Source organism: Frankia sp. QA3 (assembly GCF_000262465.1).
Classification (GTDB): domain Bacteria; phylum Actinomycetota; class Actinomycetes; order Frankiales; family Frankiaceae; genus Frankia.
This window is the reverse complement of record NZ_CM001489.1, coordinates 3,825,317-3,843,552: the sequence shown is the minus strand read 5'-3', so window position 1 is coordinate 3,843,552 and position 18,236 is coordinate 3,825,317. Positions and strand designations below refer to the sequence as shown.

8 protein-coding genes are annotated in these 18,236 nt (G+C 75.8%); 3 read left to right on the top strand and 5 right to left on the bottom strand.

Annotation, left to right across the window (positions count from 1 at the left end; translation table 11 throughout):
• Nucleotides 1–247 precede the first annotated feature (247 nt).
• The 5 genes from FRAQA3DRAFT_RS15750 to FRAQA3DRAFT_RS15730 all read right to left on the bottom strand — a co-directional run bounded on the left by FRAQA3DRAFT_RS15750 (nucleotide 248) and on the right by FRAQA3DRAFT_RS15730 (nucleotide 7,726).
• Complete coding sequence (locus tag FRAQA3DRAFT_RS15750) at nucleotides 248–1,123, bottom strand: YhjD/YihY/BrkB family envelope integrity protein (protein WP_232291629.1); 876 nt, start codon at nucleotides 1,121–1,123, stop codon at nucleotides 248–250.
• Nucleotides 1,124–1,182: 59 nt separating this feature from the next.
• Nucleotides 1,183–3,657: an ABC transporter permease gene (locus tag FRAQA3DRAFT_RS15745; RefSeq protein WP_009740023.1), complete on the bottom strand. Its 2,475-nt coding sequence runs from the start codon at nucleotides 3,655–3,657 to the stop codon at nucleotides 1,183–1,185.
• 24 nt (nucleotides 3,658–3,681) lie between these two features.
• On the bottom strand, nucleotides 3,682–4,458 hold the full coding sequence (locus FRAQA3DRAFT_RS15740; RefSeq protein ID WP_009740022.1) for an ABC transporter ATP-binding protein: 777 nt from the start codon (nucleotides 4,456–4,458) through the stop codon (nucleotides 3,682–3,684).
• A gap of 639 nt (nucleotides 4,459–5,097) precedes the next feature.
• Nucleotides 5,098–5,664, bottom strand: a complete 567-nt coding sequence (locus FRAQA3DRAFT_RS15735; protein WP_035921046.1) for a hypothetical protein — start codon at nucleotides 5,662–5,664, stop codon at nucleotides 5,098–5,100.
• Between the two features lie 1,123 nt (nucleotides 5,665–6,787).
• Complete coding sequence (locus FRAQA3DRAFT_RS15730) at nucleotides 6,788–7,726, bottom strand: NADP-dependent oxidoreductase (RefSeq protein ID WP_035921045.1); 939 nt, start codon at nucleotides 7,724–7,726, stop codon at nucleotides 6,788–6,790.
• A gap of 161 nt (nucleotides 7,727–7,887) precedes the next feature.
• On the opposite strand from FRAQA3DRAFT_RS15730, the gene FRAQA3DRAFT_RS15725 reads away from it, so the two are divergent.
• From FRAQA3DRAFT_RS15725 to FRAQA3DRAFT_RS36080, 3 genes are all read left to right on the top strand, one after another.
• A complete protein-coding gene (locus FRAQA3DRAFT_RS15725) occupies nucleotides 7,888–9,474 on the top strand; it encodes a hypothetical protein (protein WP_009740019.1) in 1,587 nt (528 codons plus the stop codon).
• A 93-nt stretch (nucleotides 9,475–9,567) separates the two neighbouring features.
• Entirely contained in the window at nucleotides 9,568–12,213 is a 2,646-nt protein-coding gene (locus FRAQA3DRAFT_RS15720; RefSeq protein WP_009740018.1) for a CHAT domain-containing protein, read from the top strand.
• Entirely contained in the window at nucleotides 12,210–18,212 is a 6,003-nt protein-coding gene (locus tag FRAQA3DRAFT_RS36080; protein WP_009740017.1) for a hypothetical protein, read from the top strand. The genes FRAQA3DRAFT_RS15720 and FRAQA3DRAFT_RS36080 overlap by 4 nt, the downstream gene beginning before the upstream one ends.
• Nucleotides 18,213–18,236: the final 24 nt, after the last annotated feature.

Below are 18,236 nucleotides of genomic sequence, written 5' to 3'. Positions count from 1 at the left end.
GGACCGGTAGCGAGGGGGCGACTACCGGCCCGGGGCCGTCTCTCGTGACCGGCGCGCGTGCCGGTCACGAAGCGGGCAGCACCAGCCCCAGACGCGCCACCATCGAGCGTCACCGGCTCATCGTCCCACGGACCAAGCCCCATGAAGCCCGGCACAATCGTCGGGTCGGGTCGGGGGGCTGTCGGTGGCAGGTCCACCGATCCGCAGCGAAGAGCTTCAGGCCTGACCGGCCGCCGTCGGTGGAGATTCAGCCAGGATCGGCGTGGCCGCCGGCGCCTCGCGGATGCCGCCGCGCCGGGTGCACGTCCGCCCACGGCACGCCGCCGCGTTCGTCGAGGCGCAGCGCGAGGCCGTAGCCGACGAGGACGATCAGGTGCAGCAGGAACAGCCAGAAGCCGACCGCGACGGCCCCGCCGATGGCGCGGAAACCACCGAAGGGCAAACCGAGGTCCAGGTGGAACGACAGGAACAGCACGAACCCCTGCACGAAGCCGGCGACGAACGACCCGGTCGCCGCCGCCGCCCACAGCGTCGCCGCCCAGCCCGGCCGGCCCGGCCCCACCACCCGGTAGACGATCATCAGTGTCGCGGTCAGCACCAGCCAGTCGACCGTGAACGCGACGACCACACCCAGCCCCGCCGACACGCCGCGCTCGGCGAACAGCCGCGCGAGACTCGGCGTCACGAGCAGCACCGGTAACAGCAGCACCGGGGCCGCGGCGAGCAACGGCAGGATGCCCAGGCGGCCCCGCCACCCGACGAGGCCCTCGGTCGTTCCGGCGAGCCGGACGAAGGCCCGCCGCAGGCCCTCGCCGTAGAACGAGGCGGGCACCGCGGCGGCCACGACGACCAGCGGCGACATCGTCAGCGCCGCGTCGAACGCGGCGAGCACGACCGCCGGGGCGCCGAGGCCGCCCGGCAGCGCGTCGGCCAGGGAACGGCCGAGCTCCGCCGTGCGGGGCCGGCCCAGCAGCAGACCGAGCAGGTTGACGGCCACCAGCACCCCGGGAACGATCGCGATCGCCGCGTAGTAGGTGACGCCCGCCGCGAGCAGCGCGAGGTCGTGGCCGCGCAGCGCGCCGACCACGTCCCGCCCCAACACCATCAACCAACGCAGCCTCATCGCACATCCCCGCCGTCACCCGCCGGTCCTCATCCTGACGGTCCCGGCCTGCGGGGCGGTTACTCGATGACCCGAAGGGTTGAGGGGACGTCCATCCGGCGGACCCGGCGGGCCGCCGCCAGCGGCGCGACCGCCACCGCGCCGACGCCGAGCAGCAGGACGACGGCCAGGGTGCGTCCCGACAGGATCGCCTGCACGCCGAGGTCGGGCACCGTCTCGGCGAGCAGCACCTCGACGGTGTAGCGCAGTGCCCAGTACCCGGCCGCGATCCCCAGCAGTGTGCCGACCAGACCCATGACCGCGCTCTCGGCGACGGTCAGGCCGAGCACGGTGCGGGTGGACAGGCCGTAGGCGAGCATCGTCGCGTGCTCGCGGCGCCGCTCGTCGACGGCGATGCTCATCGCGTTGTAGGCGATGAGCACGGCCAGCAGGAGCACCACCACCTCGCCGATCCGCAGGATCCCGACGAAGCTGCGCAGCAGGGCCCGGATCTCCTCGATGCTCGCCGTCGCCGACACCACCGAGGCCACCCCCGGGACGGCGGCCAGCGTCCGGGTGGCCGCGTCGCGCCCGTACCCGGGCACCGGCTGCACGACCAGCACGTTCGTCGTGCCGCCGAGCCGGAACGCGCCGGCGTCGGCGTTGTCGAGGAACACCACCGAGCGCACCGGGAAGCCGTGGATGCCGGCGACCCGCAGCGGCGTGTCGACGGTCCGGTAGCCGGTGCCGACCCGCTGCGGATGGCGCAGCGTGATCGTGTCGCCGGGGTGGACGCCCAGGTCGTGGGCGGCCTTCTCGGCGATCAGCAGGCCGCCGGTGGGGGAGCCGGCGACGACGGAGGGCGACCACAGCCCGTGCCCGATGTCGAGGATGTAGGTGAGCACGTCGATGGGCGCGGCCGTCCCAGACCCGCCGGCTCCGGACCCGGCGCCGGGACGGGCGGCGGCGGAGATGCGGCCCGGCAGCGCCAGCGTCGGGTCGGTCGCGGCGACGGCGGGGGAGCGGCGCACGGCGGTCACCGTCGGTGAGTTCACCGGTTCGACCCGGGGCAGCATCACCCGCAGCCGGTCGGGGGCGCTGGTCGTCAGGTCCGCCTCGGCCCGGTCGGTGGTGCGGGTGAACGTGTCCAGCTCGCCGGTGAACACCACCAGGGCGGTGATCACCGCGGCGATCGCGACGGCGGTGAGCAGCAGCCGGCGCGGCGCCCGCGCCAGGTTGCGCAGCGGCATCTGGGCGAGGCTGCCCCCCGGCAGCCGGATCCGGCCGAACAGCCGGACTCCCGGCCCCGACCCGGCGGCCACGGCGGTCGCCCGGATCGCCCGCACCGGCTCCACCCGCACCGCCCGCCAGACCGGCGGCAGCGCGGCGAGCACCGGCAGGACCAGACCCACCGCCGCCGCCCGGGCGAACACCCCGACCTGGAAGTTCGTGTGCCACACCGGCAGCGGCCACACCCCGCGCAGCAGTGCGCCCATCGCGGCGCCGACGACGAGGCCCACCACGACGCCGGCGACCACGCCGAGGACCCCGACCTGGGCGCCCAGCAGCAGCGGGCGCAGCGCGAGCCGGCGCGGCGCCACCCCGAGCGCCATCCCGATGCCGATCTCCCGGCGCTGCGCGTCGACGACCCGTCCGACCAGGTTGAACGCGGCGAACACCGCCCCGACCAGGACGAGGACGGCCAGCACGTCCCACAGCCGCTGATCGCTGTCCACCGCGTCGTAGAGGATCTGGCGGGTCTGGATGTCGTCCCGGTCGGTCACCGTCACGCTGGTGCCCGGCAGCGCCGCGGTCAGGGCCCGGGACAGCTCGGCGGCGAACGCGCCGGTGTCGGTGCCCGGCCGCAGGGTGAGCACCAGGTCGTTGACGGCGCCGGGCTGCCCGGTGAGCCGCTGCGCGGTCGGCAGCGACGTGTAGAGCACCCCGAAGCCGGACTGGGTGACCAGGCCCGGCTGCTCCCCGGGCAGGAGGAAGTACTCCGGCGACTGCCCCTGCCCGACGTAGCGCACCTCGCCGCCGCCGCTGGTCCGCACGGTGCCGGTCGGCGGGAGATGGTTCGCGCGGGCGAAGGTGCGGTCCAGGACGCCGACGTCGCGCCCGGCGTCGGCGGGGACGAGCCCGCGCCCCCGGGCCACCGACACCGCGTCGACCGGCGGCCGGGCGGTCAGGTCGATGCCGACCAGCTCGCCGCGGGAGAGCACGGTGTGCCCGGGGCGGGAGGCGTCGATCTCGGTCGGCAGCACCAGCCGTTCGGCGTCGGCGGTGACGGCCGCCGCGGCCGGCAGCGACCGGACGACCGCCGCCAGCCGCCCCTGCGCCACCGTGGCCCCGGCGCCGACGGCGACGCGCAGGTCGTGGACGTTCAACCGGGCGAAGCTGGCGTCGTAGGACTGCCGCCGCCAGTGCGAGGAGCTGGTCAGGCCGGCGTAGAGCCCGGTGCCCAGGCCGATCATCACCGCGATCGCGAGCACGAGCAGCAGCCGGTGGCGCAGCTCGCGCAGCGACCAGCGCCACCACAGTCCAGGCGATGCCATCCGTCCGCGCGCCCGACTACCCGGTCACCAGCGCAGCTCGGCCACGGGCACCCGGCCGCCGGGCGGCGGCCCGTCGTGGACGATCCGCCCGCCGGACAGCTCGACCACCCGGTCCGCGATCCGGGCGATCTCCCGGTTGTGGGTGACGACGAGGACGGTCCCTCCTTGTGCGGACTGGCCACGCAGCAGCTCCAGGATGCGCACGCCGGTGGTGAGGTCCAGCTCGCCGGTCGGCTCGTCGGCCAGCAGGACCGGGTTGCCGGTGGCGATGGCGCGGGCGATCGCCACCCGCTGCTGCTCCCCGCCGGAGAGCTGGTGCGGAAAGTGCGAGGCGCGCTCGGCGAGCCCGACCCCGACGAGCACCTCGTCGGTGACCTCGCCGGCCCGGTCCCGCCCGGCGACGTCCGCGCCGAAGCGGATGTTCTCCCGGGCGGTGAGCGCCGGGAAGAGGTTGAACGACTGGAACACGAAGCTGACCGCCCGGCGGCGGACCTCCCGCCGGGTGCGTCGGGATGCGCGGGTGACGTCGACGCCCTCCAGCCGCACCGTGCCGGTGGTGGGGGTGTCCAGCGTGCCGATCAGGTTGAGCAGCGTCGTCTTGCCGCAGCCCGACGGCCCCAGGATCACCAGCAGGCAGCGCGCACCGACCCGCAGGGTGACGTCCGCGAGCGCCGTGACGCCGGTCGCCTCGCCGTCGTAACGCTTTCCGACGCCGACCAGGTCGATGCGGACCGCCTCGGCCGCCCTGGTTTCCCCGGCCGTCGCGGTCCCGTGACCCGCCGGGCCACCGGTCAACGCCACGTTCGGCCCCCTGTCGTTCCGCCCGCCGGGCTCCGGCCGCGCCGGGCTCGGACCAGTATCGGCGCGGCCCACGGGTAACCGGCCGGTGGCCGGATTGCGCGCGCCGCCGGGCAACGCCCCACGAATCCGGCGGCATCCACCGGGGTCCGCCGTCGGGCACGGCGGACCCCGGTGGATGGTGGTCCGGCGGCGGCGCCGCGCATCCGCCGGCGCCCCTGGCGGATGGGGGTGACGCGACGGCCGCCGCCGGTGGGGGAGTGGTCAGGGGACGGGGTCCGTCGGGGGACGGGGGTGTTCGGGGGACGGGGGTGTTCGGGGGACGGGGGTGTTCGGGGGACGGGGGGTGTCAGGGACAGGGTCGTCGGGGCGGTGGGGAAGGGTGGCTGCCCGCCGGTGGGCGCCATGGCGGACCGCTCGCCGGTGGGGGAACCGGGGGGTCTGACGCTGGCGCTGGGATGTCGGCGGGCAGCCGGTCTGAGGGGATGTTGCATCCGGTGCGGGGATCTGGCGGGCTGCCCGCCGTGAGGGGTGCGGCGGGCAGCCCGCAGGTCCGACGCGGTGGGACCGGTGCCGGTCCGGCCCGCGCGGCCGTCTCCCGGGCCCGCCGCGGTCCGCCCTCCGCGGACCGCGGCGGGCCGGCTAGCGGGCGGGTTGGCTGTGGTGGGGGCGCGGTGGCGTGCCGCGGACCCGCTCGGCGCCGCCCTCCCGCTGGCGGGCCAGCGGGAGGGCGCTGCCGTGCATGGTCCGGAAGCCGGTCGGGCGTCGGGCGGTGGCCGCCTCGTCCACGCCGGCGTCAAGGTCGTCGATGGCGTGGGCGCGGACGGCCACCAGGATCTGGTCCCAGATCGTCTGCGGCAGCCGGTTCTCCCGCGTGGTCCCGATGTGGAGGAACCGGAGGATCACCTCGTCCGGCAGGCCCCGGGCGACCTGGCCGCTGCCGGCTCCCCAGGACGTCCAGCCGAGGGGTCCGTCGTGCGGGGTCAGCCGGTCGAACACGCCGGCGCGGACGTCGTGGACGAACGGGGCCCACAGCGTGACGGGGATCCGGACCTCGCGGATCCGTCCGGCGTAGCGGTACCGGATGACCACGTCGCCATGCTGGCTGGCGAACTTCAGCCCGGGGGCGCAGGCCGGCCGCCGCCAGCGCAGCGGCGGTTCCACCGCGGTCCTGCCCGTACAGTCGCCCTGGCCCACCCGCCCGTCCATGGGTTCGTCTCCCGTCCTGGCCAGTCCGCCCGCGGCAACGGCCCACCGGGGACCGCACGCGGCCCATCGGGTGCCCGATGCGGGGGTGGGAGATGTGGTGGTCGGGCCCGTGCCGGCGGAGGACCGGCGTACGCAGACCCGGTGTGCGCGCTCGGTGGTGGTGCCCGGTGTGCGGGCAGGGTCCGGGAGAGGACCCATGTGTGCGGTGCCCGTGGCCCTCTCCCGGTGTGCCTCACCGCCCATGAAGACCCGCGCGGCGATCCGCCCATCGCAGTGGGTGATCGAGTGCGGGCGGGGCAGCCACCCTCGGCGGAATCCGACATCCCAGGAGGAGGATCCCGTCGACATCATCAGGTGTCCTCCTCGCCTCGGTAGCTGGGAAGCGGGCTGCGCGTCCGCCGGTGGACACATCACACCGTGCTGGGCGTATTTGCGACAGAGTGCAACGAGTCGTTGCGGCCGCCCGCGAATTCGTTGCGCCTGATCGGCGGCTTCCGCGCCGCCGGAAACGGGAACGCCGTGTCCGGTCGGTGATTACGCACCGTTATGCCGGGCCGGCCGTCGGCGGGCTTCTTTCGCCGTGGGCGGAGAGGCTCAGGCCCAGGTCCGCTCACCTGCGGCGACACTGCTGACGCCTCGTCTGTGCGCACCCAGCCTACGAGAGTTCCGCGCAATTGGCATCGATCAAAGATGGTCTGTTTTGTTGACGGGCGAGAATTGGCTAACAGTGCCGCCGCCGTTGCGTGTGGGAAGGGGATGTCGAGGCGACGTGGCCGCCGGCAGGCTTGGGCGTGGGTGGCGATTGGGTCGTAGTCCACCCGGTGTGATACGGGGGAAATCGCCCTGTCGGTGTCCCGGCGGCCGGCGAGCGGAACGCGGCCGGGCTCGCCGCCTGCCTCGCTGGTTCTCCAGCAGGCGCCACACCGACGGCGCCCGGCCGCCGGTGTGCGGTTCGACCCGACCCTACCTCGAAATGGCCGCCACCTCCGGTGTGCCGAACCGCCGTCGCGGCAGCTCGGCGTCGTCCGGGAAAGGTTCGGCGTCATCCGAGAGTGGCACCGAAGAAGGCGGGCCGGACGGGGTCCGGCGGTTTCGCGCCGGACCCGCGGTTCACCAGGTCAGCTCACCAGGTCAGCACGAGTCGGCCGCGGGTGCCGCCCTTCTCCAGGATGCGGTGGGCCTCGGCGGCCTGCTCGACCGGGATCGCCTTCGCCACCCGCAGGGTGACGGCGCCCTCCTCGACGAGCTGGCGCAACCGGTCGAGCTTGGCCTGCTCGCGCGCGTAGGAGCGCACCCACACCTGATGGATCGTGATGCCGCGCTCGGTCTCGCCGACGAACGGGCGGACGGCGGCGAACCCGCCGCCGTCGCGGATCGCGCCGAGCAGGGCGTCGTTCTGGATCGAGCCGTCCGCCAGCCCGTCCACCCCACCGGGCACCGCCGCCCGGATCCGCTGCGCAACGTCGTCGCCACGGCGCACCACGATGTCGGCGCCGAGCCCGCGGACGAGCTCGGTGTCCGCCTCGGCGGCGTCGGCGACGACGCGCAGCCCGTCGGCCTTGGCGAGCTGGACGGTGTAGCCGCCGAAGCAGCCGGCCGCCCCCGTCACCGCCAGCGTCTGGCCGGGGGTGAGGCCCAGCAGGTCGAGCGCCAGCCGCGCGGTGAGCCCGTTCATCGGCAGTGTCGACGCGGCCACGTCTCCGACGCCCGCGGGAACCCGGGCGACGGACTCGGCCGGCACCACCACCTGTTCGGCGTAGCCGCCGTTCGACCCGGCGGGGACGACGATCGCCATCACGTGGTCACCGATCGCGAGATCGGTCGACACCCCCTCGCCGATCTCGTCGAGGACGCCGGCGACGTCCATCCCCGGCACGTACGGCGGCGCCCATTTGGACAGCCATTTCGCCCGCTCGCCACTGCGGGTGAAGGTGTCCGTCGGACTCACGGTGGCGGCGGCGGACCGGATCCGGACCTCGCCCGGCCCGGCATGCCGCTCGGGTACGTCCACGATGCGCAGGGCCTCCGGCCCGCCGAACTCGACCACTCCCACGGCTCTCATAACAGATGACACTAACGCCGCCTACCCGCCGCCGCGCCATCGAACGTGCGCGGCCGGCCCGTTTGCGACAGCGCAGTCGGGTCGACGCTTTCCGCCGCTGAATGGGGCTGACGAACAACCCAGGCAAGACGCATTGTGGTCGACTCGGTACTCTTGCCGACATGGGGGTGGATCTCGGCTCCGATCGGTCCCGCCAGCGGATCGACCGGGCCGCGGGGGCGGTGCTGCAGGCGCACCGGGATATCTCCGGATGGCTGGACGCCCGCCGCGGAGACGACCGTTTCATCCGGTTTGGAAATCATTTCCGGATACTCGACGGGGTGCTGGGCCGGATGCTCGCCGCCCTGGCCGGCAGGGTCGATTCCCTGCGGGAGCTGGGCGACAGCGGCCCGAGCTACGACGGATGCCGGTCCGTGGAAACGATGCTGACCGTCGTGCGGCGCACGTTCGACTGGTACCGCGAACGCTATGACCAGCGGTGCGACGAGCGGCTGGGCCCGATTCTGCTGGCCGCCGACGAACTCGTCCGTTCGTGCTGGTCGCAGCCGTTCGCCGCGTTGCGGCTGGCGGCGCCGACCGGTCCGCTTGCCTACGTCGACCCGCGTTTCAACGCCTTTGCCGTCACCCGGTCGAGCGTGCCGACGCCGCTGCGGCCGCCGGCCCGCACCGACGCGGTGGACGAGGCCGTCCGCGCCCTGCTGCGCGAGCTGCCGATCCCGGTGATCGCCCTGCCGGAGTGGGCGACGCGCCAGGCGTGGTGGCTGGCGCCGGCGGCCCACGAGACCGGCCATCACGTCCAGCGGGACCTGCTGCCGGGCCTGCCCGACCGGACCCGCGCCGAGCTGGACCGCGCGGTGCGCGCCGCTCCGGGCGGGGACGCGGAGCTCGCCGCGCAGTGGTCGGGCTGGCAGGCGGAGGTCTTCGCCGACGCCTTCTCCGCCGTCATGATCGCCGATGCGGCGGCGTGGGCCGTCGACGAGCTCGAACACGCCGCGCCCACCCGTCTCGCCGCGCTGTCCCCACCCGGCCACCCGTACCCGCCGCCGCTGGTCCGCCGCGCGCTGCTCGGCGAGCTCGTCCGCCGCGTCCGCGGCGAGGGCCCCGCCGCGCGGCATCCAGCCCCCGTGGTCGCCACGACGGCCGTCCCTGCTCCCGCCGCCCCTGCATCGCCGGCTGCTACTCCGGCGGGCGTGCTGACCTCGGTCGCGCAGGCCGAGGCATGGCTGGCGGAGACGGGCGCCGCCGGGCCGGCCGCGGCCGAGCTTCGCCGGCACCTGGCCGTCGTGCCCGCCGTCGCCGAGGCCCTGCTCACCCTGCCGGTAGGCGCCACCACGCTGCTCGCCGCCGCCGGCGTCGACCCGGCCTGGTTCGCCCCCGGCGGTCGGATCGCGAGCTGGGCGAGGGCCCTGCGCAGCGACCCGGTGCCGATCAGCCCACACGCCCGCAGGTCCCGCCCAGCCGCGCGCCTGGCCGTGCAGGCCGGCGTCGCCGCGCACCTCGTCGCCGCCGACGGGCAGCTCGACGGCCTGCACCGCCGGCTCGCCGCACTGCTGCGCACCTGCGGCGAGCCGGGAGTGCTCGCCCCCGCGCCCCCGCCCGGTGACGTCGACGCCCTCGCCACCGGCCTGACCACGTGGCTGCTCGCCCACGGCGAGGCCGTGTCCGCCGATGCCGAGCTGTCCGCCGATGCCGGGATGCCAGCCGGCGTGACAGGGGCGGGCGGCGCGGCGTCGATGAAGGTTCGTTGACGATGACGGGATTCCGGCGAGGTGAACTGACGCCCGGGGATCCGCCGCGTCGCCCGGGAGCCCGGCGGGCGGCGGATTCCCGGTCGGAGGTGCGTGCGTGACGGCCATGGACGCGTCGACCCGGGCCGGGGGCTGGTGAGGATCCCCCGGGTCCTCGTCGACGTCGAGGACCGTGGGGACGGATGGACCGTGCGGGTGCGGGGCGCGGGGATCACCGCGGGGTACGGGATGGCGGCGGTGCTGGTCACCGACGTCGACGGGCTGCCGCGGCGGGTGCCGGCCGGGCGCACGGACCCGCCGGGGCCGCCTGCTGAGCCCGCCGCGGCCGCCGCGCCGGACCCGCTGCCCGGCCCCGGCCTCGTGCCGGGGGCGCAGCTCGCTGCGGAGCCGTGGTCTGGTCCGAGGTCGCCCCATCCAGGTTTTTGGCATGGTCGGGGGGCGGGGTTGCGGCCGGGCGCGCATCAGGATCGTCCTCCCGGTCAGTTCCACCATCCGAGCCAGATCTACCGTTCGGGCGACCGGATGCCCCCGCCGCGGCCCGAACCCGGTGTGAGCCCGTCGTTCGGGCCGGGCGGAACGGACCCGGAGCTGGCGGCGGTGTGCGCCGGTGACCCGGACGCGATCTGCGGCCTGCTGGCCCGGATCGCCGGCCGGGACCTGCGCGACGGCGACGCCGAGCTGTACGGCCGGTGGCTGTTCGAATGCCTGCTCGCACCGGTGTGGCAGCGCCTGCTCGCCGCGCCCGCGGTGCGCGCCGCGCAGGGGGTGGAGCTCGCGTTGCGCTGGCCGGCGGACGACGTGGCGCTGGCGGGCCTGGTGTGGGAGGCGATGCACGACGGGGAGGCGCCGCTCGCCGGGCATCGCCGAGTGCTCGTCGCCGTCACCCGGGTGGTGCCCGCCGCGACTCCGGCCCCGGCGACGATCCGGCGGGTGCCGAGGGTGCTGTTCGTCTCCGGCGCCGCCCTCGACGACGCGGTGATCCGCCCGGGGGCGATGTTCATGGGTCTGGTGCGGACCTTCGAGGCGGAGGGCCTGTGTGTCTCGCGGGCGATGACGAACGCGACGCTGGCCGACCTCGGCGAGGCGTGCGCGCTGTTCGCCCCGGACATCGTCCACCTGGTCGCGCACGGCGACGTCGAGGAGAACCGCGCGGTCCTGCGCGTCGCCGACCCCGGCGAACCGGACGGGTTCCGCCACGTCGACGGCGAGACCCTGGCGCTCGCGCTGCGCGGCCCCGCAGGGATGCCGGCGGCGGTCATCCTGAGCGCCTGCGGCAGCGCCCGCCCCGGCGGCGCAGATGCGGGCGGCCCCGGCGCGGCCTGGGGTGAGTGGGCAGGCGCGGGTGGGGGAACGGGCGTGGGCACCGGCGGCAGGCCGGCCGGGAACGCCGACGCGCCTGCGGACGCGTCGCGGGCCGCCGGCCGGTCGCTCGCGGCCGAGCTCGCCCTGCGCGGCGTGCCGATCGTCGTCGCGATGTCCGGCGAGGTCAGCGAGCAGGCGAGCCGGATGTTCACCCGCCGGTTCGTGCGGGCGGTGCAGCAGGGCGCGTCGGTGGTCGACGCCGCCGCGGCCGGCCGGCGGGCGGCGCTGCTGCGCGGTGACCCGCCGAGCCGGTATCTCGACTGGGCGATGCCGACGCTCGTCCTCGCCGAGAACGTGCCCCCGGACCTGCGGGTGGTCGACCCGGCGCCGGTGCTCGGACTGCGCCGGGCCGCCGAAATCCTGGGGCTGCGCCGAGCGCCGGTGTTCATCGGCCACGACACGGTGCTCGCCGCGACCGACGCGCTGGCCGCCCCGGCGGCCGAGACCTGCCCCGGGTTCGTCGCCGCGGTCGCCGAGGGGCCGATCAGCGGCCTGGGCGGCAGCCGCCTGCTGCGCGAGGTCGGGCTGCGTCTGCTGCGGACGGGGCATCTGCCGCTGCTCGTCGGCCCCTTCGGCGACGGTGCCGCGCCGCCGGACCTGCGCGCGGTCGTCAGCCAGATCCTCGAGAAGGCAATTGAGATCGCCGAGGTGCTGAGGATCGACCCGCCGCCGCTGACGGTCCTCGACGCCGATCCCGGCTTGCGGCTCGCGGCCACCGTCAGCCCGCAGGCGTTGCGCGGCGTCGGCGCCGAGGATCGGTTCGACCTGCTGGGCGACGCGGTCGCGGAGTTCGCCGCCGGGACGGCCCCGCTGCGCGGACCGGGGCTGCGCCACCGCCTCGCCCGCGACCTGACCGCACTCGCCGACGCGGCCGTCGCCGCCGGTGAGCCGTTCGGCGCGGCTACGCGGGTGGTCGTGCTCGGCGACGAGGTGCACCGGTGGGTCGGCGGGCTGCGGCCGCTGCTGGCGATGATCCGCCGCGACGGGCTGGGCAGCCCGGACCGGCCGATCCCCGTGGTCGTCACCGCCTCCCTGCTGGAGGATGAGGGGGTGTTTCTGAAGCAGTTCCGGGACAGGCAGGCCGGGCAGCCCGGCTTCGTTTTCCCGGAGCTGGCCCGGATGTCCCGGGCGAGCGCCATACTGGGCTATCAGTGGGTGCTCCTCCACCCGTGGCAAGCGGAGTATCCGTTCGTCTACACGGCCGCGCGGAACGCGTCACGGGTGAAAATCGAAGAAAGCCTCGCGCACTTGAACGGCATACCCACCGCTGTCCGCAAGGACCTGTACCTGCTCGCCGAGATTCTCACGACGCTCGAAACCTTCGTCGCCGCCGACGACGAGGGCGCCATGCGGGCGTACGAGGAGCAGTTCCGGTGAGGTCGCCGCCGCCCGGACGCCCCGCCGGGTCGACCGGCCGTGGCGCCGACCCCGCCGAGGGCCCGCCGCCGGATGTCGGCGCGTTGCTGGCGCGGGCGCGCTTGGCCACCCTGGCGGCGTTCGAGCCGACCCGGCTGTGCCGGCTGGCGCTCGTGCCCGAGTGGACGGACACCACCGCCGTCCTGTTCGGCCTCGTCCCCGCCGACGAGTTGGCGGCGCTGCTCGCGCAGCTCGACGAGGCCGGTCTGATCGAGCGGCGGCGTGCCCTGGGCCCGCGTCGGACGATCCGGCAGGTGTTCTGGCTGCGGGCGTCCCGGCGCGACGAGGTCGGCCGCCACCTGCGCGGCCTCGGTCTCGACGTCGACGCCGAAGTAGACGCTCTCAGCGAGGTGATCACGGAGGCGATCGAGGCGTCCGCGGGGGAGCTCGCCCGCGAGTTCGCGCCCTGGCTGGAGGTCGCCGTCCAGCACCGCCGCGACCACTCCGGGTCCAGCCTGTTCCAACGGGTCGACAGCCTCGTCACCGCCGCCGGACCCGGCCCCGGCGGCCGCCCGGCTCCCTACGACCTGCCCCGGCGCGACGACCCGCTTCGGCGCGACGACCAGTCCCGGCGTGATCCTCCGCCCCGGCCCGGCGTCCGGTTCGAGCCGGCTGCCGGGCTGGCCGCCGCGGCCCGTCTCGTCGCCGCGGCGCGGACGATCGGCGCGATCTGCGGGGGCACGCTCGCCGAGGCGGCCCGCCGGGCCGGCTGGCGGCTCGACCGCGCCCACCGCGACGCCCAGGACGCCGAATACCTGCGCGACTACCAGAACCGGGCCGAGGCCGAGGACGCGCTCGGCGAGCTCCTCGCCGACGACGGGCCGGACACCCCGTGGGCGGTGCACCTGCTCGGCGCGGGCGGCATCGGCAAGACGATGGTCCTGCGCTACCTCGCCTCGGGCGGGTACGCGGCCGCGCGGGGCATCGCGCCGTTCCCGGTCGCGCGCGTCGACTTCGACCATCTCGATCCCCGCTATCCCGAGCATCGGCCCGCGGAGGTGCTGCTCGCGCTCGCCGACGAGCTCGCCGGCTACGGGGCCAGCCGCGGCTGGTACCGCTCGTACCGGCGCTTCCGCGACGCGGCGAACGCCCTGCACGAGCAGCTCGGCCGCGCCGGCCCCGAGCCCCCGCCCGCGGAGCAGGTCTACGGCTCGGCGATCTACCCGGACCACGGCCCGGTCCGGTCGACCGCGGGCGCGCTGCGGGCCGCCGCCGCGCAGACGATCCGGGCCCTGTTCGACGAGGTCGTCCGCACGTTCGCCCGGGTGCTGCGGGAACTGGGCCGACCGCGCGTCGTCCTCGTGCTCGACACCTGCGAGGAACTCGCCAAGCTGTACGCCCCGGGCACCGCGGCCCCGGCCATCGACCGCACCTTCGACCTGCTGGAACGGCTGCACGCCGAGCTCCCGGGCGTCCGGGTCGTCCTCGCCGGTCGCCGCCCGCTCGTCCCCCCGCCGGACGACGGGCAACGCGCCGCCGGGCCGGTCCTGCTGGTCCGCGACTACGTCCGGGTGGTCCCGGTCGCCGGTTTCACCGCCGCCGAGGCCCACCGCTACCTCGACGCACCGCGAACCGACGTGGACGCCGGGCTCGACGACATGGATCTGGACTCCGCCCAGGCGACCGTCCTGCCCGGTCGCCTGGGCGGACTGCAGCCCACGCCGCCCGGCGGCGCGCTGCGCGCCGCGCTGCTGGAACGGGCCCGCATGCCGCCCACGCCGGCGGGCGAGGTCCGCTACAACCCGTTCGAGCTCGCCGCCTACCGGGAGTGGATCGCCCGCGAGCCCGAGCTCGACCCGGCCGTGCTGCGCGCCGCCGGCGACCCGCTGGTGGAACGGCGCATCATCGCCCGCCTCGCCGACGACGACGCCCGCGGCGCTCTCGCCATCGCCGCCGAGCTCGGCCGCTTCGACCTCGGCATGATCAGCCCCGCGCTGCGCCGCGCCGGTCTCGACCCGCGGGCCGCCTTCGACGGTCTCGCCGCCCAGGAGTGGACCCATGTCCGTGCGCTGGGCCCGCGGGGCGAGCCGCTGGTGATCGAGGTCGACGAGCACCTGCGCGAGCGTATCCGGGTCGCCGTGGCCGCCGAGCCCGACCGCTACCCGCTCGACCGGGCCCGGCTCGGCCGGGACGCGGCCGCGCTGGTCACCGCCGGCCCGCTGGCGGCCGTCACCGCCGAGGCCGTGGAGACCGCGGTGCGGCTCCTTCCGGTCGCCGACGCCGCCTACTTCTGGGCCGATCTGGAGGAGCGGATCGTCGTGTCCGGCGAATGGGGCTGGGCAGCCCAGGTCTGCGTGCGCGCCGCCGGCGTCGAACGCCTGCGCGCCGAAGGAACGGAGGCATCCCCGACACCACGCCCACCCGAGCCGCCCCCGCTTCCGTCCAACCCGACGATCCTGGCGGCGATCCTCGCTACCCAGGCCGCCGCCCGCATCCACGCCGGGGATCACGTCGCGGCCCAGGCCCTGTGGGCCGGGGTGCTCGACCACGCGCCCCGCCATCCCCTCGCCGAGCACGGTGGCGTGCTGCGCGCCAGGGCTGTGCTCGGGCTGCTCGCCTCGGGCGGGAGCACGTTCGCGCCGTTCGGCGCGGGCGTATCGACGACGGCCTCATCGATCTCGGTCGCGACTTGGGCGTACGGGCGCGTGGCGAAGCCGCCCCGGCCGTCGGATTCCCGGTCATTCCGTCCCTGGCCGGGCACTCCCCGGCCGGCCGATCTCTGGCCGACCCGACCCGCGGACTCCCGCGAGTCTCTCGGCGGGCTCGCTCTCGACGATGTTCCGGCCGGGTCGCTGCTCGCCGCCGCAGAGGCCCTCGCGGAGGGTGCCCTGCCCTACGTCGGCCCAGGCGGCGGGGACCGGTCCGGTGTCAGCCTCGCCGGGACCGGCGGTCTGTCTGCCGCGGGCGGGGTGGTGGCGGGCTCCGTTCGCGTCACCGTGGAGTTCGGGACGGACATCTTCAGGGGCCGGTCGGGCCGTCTCGCTGCGGCGGGGCAGTTCATCCGGCGGGAGGCCGACGATCTACTCGGCGCCGCACGTGGCGCGCCGGGAGCAGACGATCCGGCGGTTGCGCTCGTCACCGAGCTCGTCGAGACCATCCTGGCGTTACGCCTGCCCGCCGCGGCGGGCCCGTCGCCGGCCCGACTGCTCGGGGCGATCGAGCGGTTCGAGCCGGCGGCCGCCCGGCCGTGGGCCGACTGGGTGGCGCCCCCCGGGCTGGTCGACCGCGCCCATCTCGCCGTGCTGCTGCTGCGCGCCCGCGGGGTTCCACCGGCCCGGCCGCCCGACCTGTCCGCAGGCTGGCTCGACGAGATCCTTCGGCGCACCGGGGACGTCGACGCCGAGCGGCGCGTCGCCGCAGCCGTCCACCTCACCCTCGACCACCACGTGATCCGCCGCGGCAAGCTCGAACGTTTCACCGATCATCTCGGGTATGTGGCCGGGAGGCATCCGACGAGCTGGTTGCACCGTCAGGTCCGCCCGCTCGCTGTCGAGGTCGCCGACGCGTGGGCGCTGCTCGACGAGCCGCACCGGGCCGCCGAGATCATCGCCGGGTACCGCGAGGCGGCCCGGACGGACGGCGACGACCTCGCCGCCGTCGAGCAGTGCGAGCTGGCGCTGCTGGCGCTGTGTCGCCGCTACCGGACCACCGAGTTCAGCCCGTCGATCCGCCAACTCGCGCGGGCGGGCTCCCCACCGGTGCGGGCCGAGGCGTGGCTGGTTCTGGCCCTGGTCAACGGGCAACGGCCGGACAGTCCCGCGGAGGCGGGTAGCTGGCACGCCTGGTGGCGCTGCCAGGATCACGAGTCGCTGACCCGCGGAGCGCAGCCGGGTTCGCCGGTCGTCCTCCCGGCTCCGCCGTCGGCCGACGAACCGGGCCCACCACCGGGGACGAGCGTGGTGGACCGCCTCGAGTGGCGGACGCTGACCCTGGGCCCGGCCAGGTCGACCGCCGCCGACCCCCGGGAGCTTGACCGCCTCACCGACCCGCAGGCGCGGCTGCGCGGTGCCGCGCTGCTTCGTGACCCGCGACGCCCGAGCGCCTCGTCCCGGCGCGCCCGCCAGCCGTCTTCGGGCGGCGACCCGGTGGACCGGGAGATGTCCGCGCTGGCGCCGCTGGCCGGCGCCCGCGCGGCGATGGCGGTCGCCGAGGTCCTCGCTCCGCGGCTGCCCGCACACGCCGCCGCACTGCTGGAACATCCGTCCGATCTCGTGCCGCGTTCCGTGGCGGACCGGCTGCGGGACGCCGGCGACGAGTTCGGCGCTCAGGCCGCGGCCATGCTCGGCGCCCGTCTGCGCCAACGCGCCGGGCAGCCCCCCAACCCGGAAACGGCCCCGCCGTTCTCGTCGCGGCTCGTCGCCTGGCCCGGCTGGCTCGAACGCCTGGAGCTGGTGCAGGACGCGCCGAAACCGGGGTCGGCTCCGTGGGGGCGCCGACCCGCGAGCCTCCCGGCGGACACGACGCGACCGCTCCCGCCGCCCGAACTGTCCGTCGCCGTGGTGCCGCCGCCCCCCTGGCTTCGGCCGCCGGTCGCCCAGTTCCCCGCTGCCGTCCCGGACGACCGGGCCGACGATCCCGAGCCCGTCGTGGCGGCCGTCCCTCGGCGTCCAGCCGAACCGGCGCCGCGCCGACGTCCCCGGCGACGAACGCAGGTGGCGGTGGGGGTGGTCGCGGCGGTGCTCCTGGTCGTGGCCGTGGCTGCACTGATCCTCGTGTTCTCGCGGTCCGGGCGCACGGTCGGGACGGGGGAGGGCACCTCCTGGTGGGACGGGAACGTGGCGCTGCCCGCCGTCCTGCTCCCCGGCATCATCCTCGTACTGGCGTCGGTGGCGACCCTGTCCGCCTGGGCCGCCGGCAGCCTCCCGGAGGTGCTTGCGTCGCTGTTCCCGGGGCGCAGCGGCTCGCGTGGACGCCGGCATCGCAACGCCGGCGGCGTCCCGCCGGACCGTCTCCGCCTGCGGGTCGGCCCGCCGATCCGGGTCCGGGACGGCCGATGCGAGAACATCTCCGCGCCCCCGGGCCGGTGGGAGCCGGTGTTCAGCATCGGCATGCTGATCTGGCACCGGTCGGTCCTCAGTCCGCGGCGCCTGATCGACCGCGTCCTGCGCGTCCGGCCGCTGTGGCGCTTCGACGAGCAGCGGGTGACGTTCGTGCGCCGGCGCCGCCGGCCGGCGCGGGAGCGTCGAAGCCTGTGGGTGATTCCGCTCGAGGTCGAGGACGAGGCGCGGGGCGAGGACTGGGAACGGCGGCTCGCCGCTGCCGCACCGCCGGCGTCCGCCCGAACGATCGTCTTTGCGCGCTTCGGGTCCGGGAGGTACCCGCCGGTCGCCGACTGGCCCGCCGACCCGGGGCCGGCGCAGACATACCGCGGCCCGCGTCACCTGCGGCCCGACGACGCCCGACCTGCCTCGACCGTCATCGTGCAGGCGATCGGTACCCCCGTGCACACCATGTCCGGCATGCGGCTGCGGGTCAGCGACGACGGGCCCAACCCGTCCGCCGCGGGAGAGGAGACCCTGCTGGGGATCGAGGATCTCGATGTCAGCGGCATCCCCCTCGCCGTGCTGCAGGCGGATCCGGTGGACGGCGCGGCGGCGCCGCTGGGCGAGGACCGGGCCGGCTTCGTCGACCTGGCCATCGCCGCGCTCGACGCGGGGGCCGGGGCGGTGCTCGTGATTCCGCCCCTGCCCGACGAGCTCGCGGCCGCGGTCGGCGCGGCTGTGCAGGAGACGGTAGTCCTCGGGATGCGGGACGGGCTCGGCCGCGACGGCCGGCTCCTGGCACCGGTCTACGCCGCCCGCCGGGTCAAGGACCTGATCTACGACGAGGTCTCCCGCGACGGCGAGACATCCGGTGTCACAGGAGAACCGGCAGCGTCCGAGAGCGGGCCGGGCGCCATGGGCACCATTGCCGTCGACGATGCGCGCCCCGGTGACGACGTCCTGCTGTTCCTGCGCTGAGGGCGCCTCGGCGCGCGGGGTACG

What these genes read in the sequence shown, in the direction of transcription:
- FRAQA3DRAFT_RS15750 (WP_232291629.1), bottom strand. Translation starts at nt 1,123, where the DNA reads ATGAGGCTGCGTTGGTTGATGGTGTTGGGGCGGGACGTGGTCGGCGCG.
- FRAQA3DRAFT_RS15745 (WP_009740023.1), bottom strand. Translation starts at nt 3,657, where the DNA reads ATGGCATCGCCTGGACTGTGGTGGCGCTGGTCGCTGCGCGAGCTGCGC.
- FRAQA3DRAFT_RS15735 (WP_035921046.1), bottom strand. Translation starts at nt 5,664, where the DNA reads ATGGACGGGCGGGTGGGCCAGGGCGACTGTACGGGCAGGACCGCGGTG.
- FRAQA3DRAFT_RS15730 (WP_035921045.1), bottom strand. Translation starts at nt 7,726, where the DNA reads ATGAGAGCCGTGGGAGTGGTCGAGTTCGGCGGGCCGGAGGCCCTGCGC.
- FRAQA3DRAFT_RS15725 (WP_009740019.1), top strand. Translation starts at nt 7,888, where the DNA reads ATGGGGGTGGATCTCGGCTCCGATCGGTCCCGCCAGCGGATCGACCGG.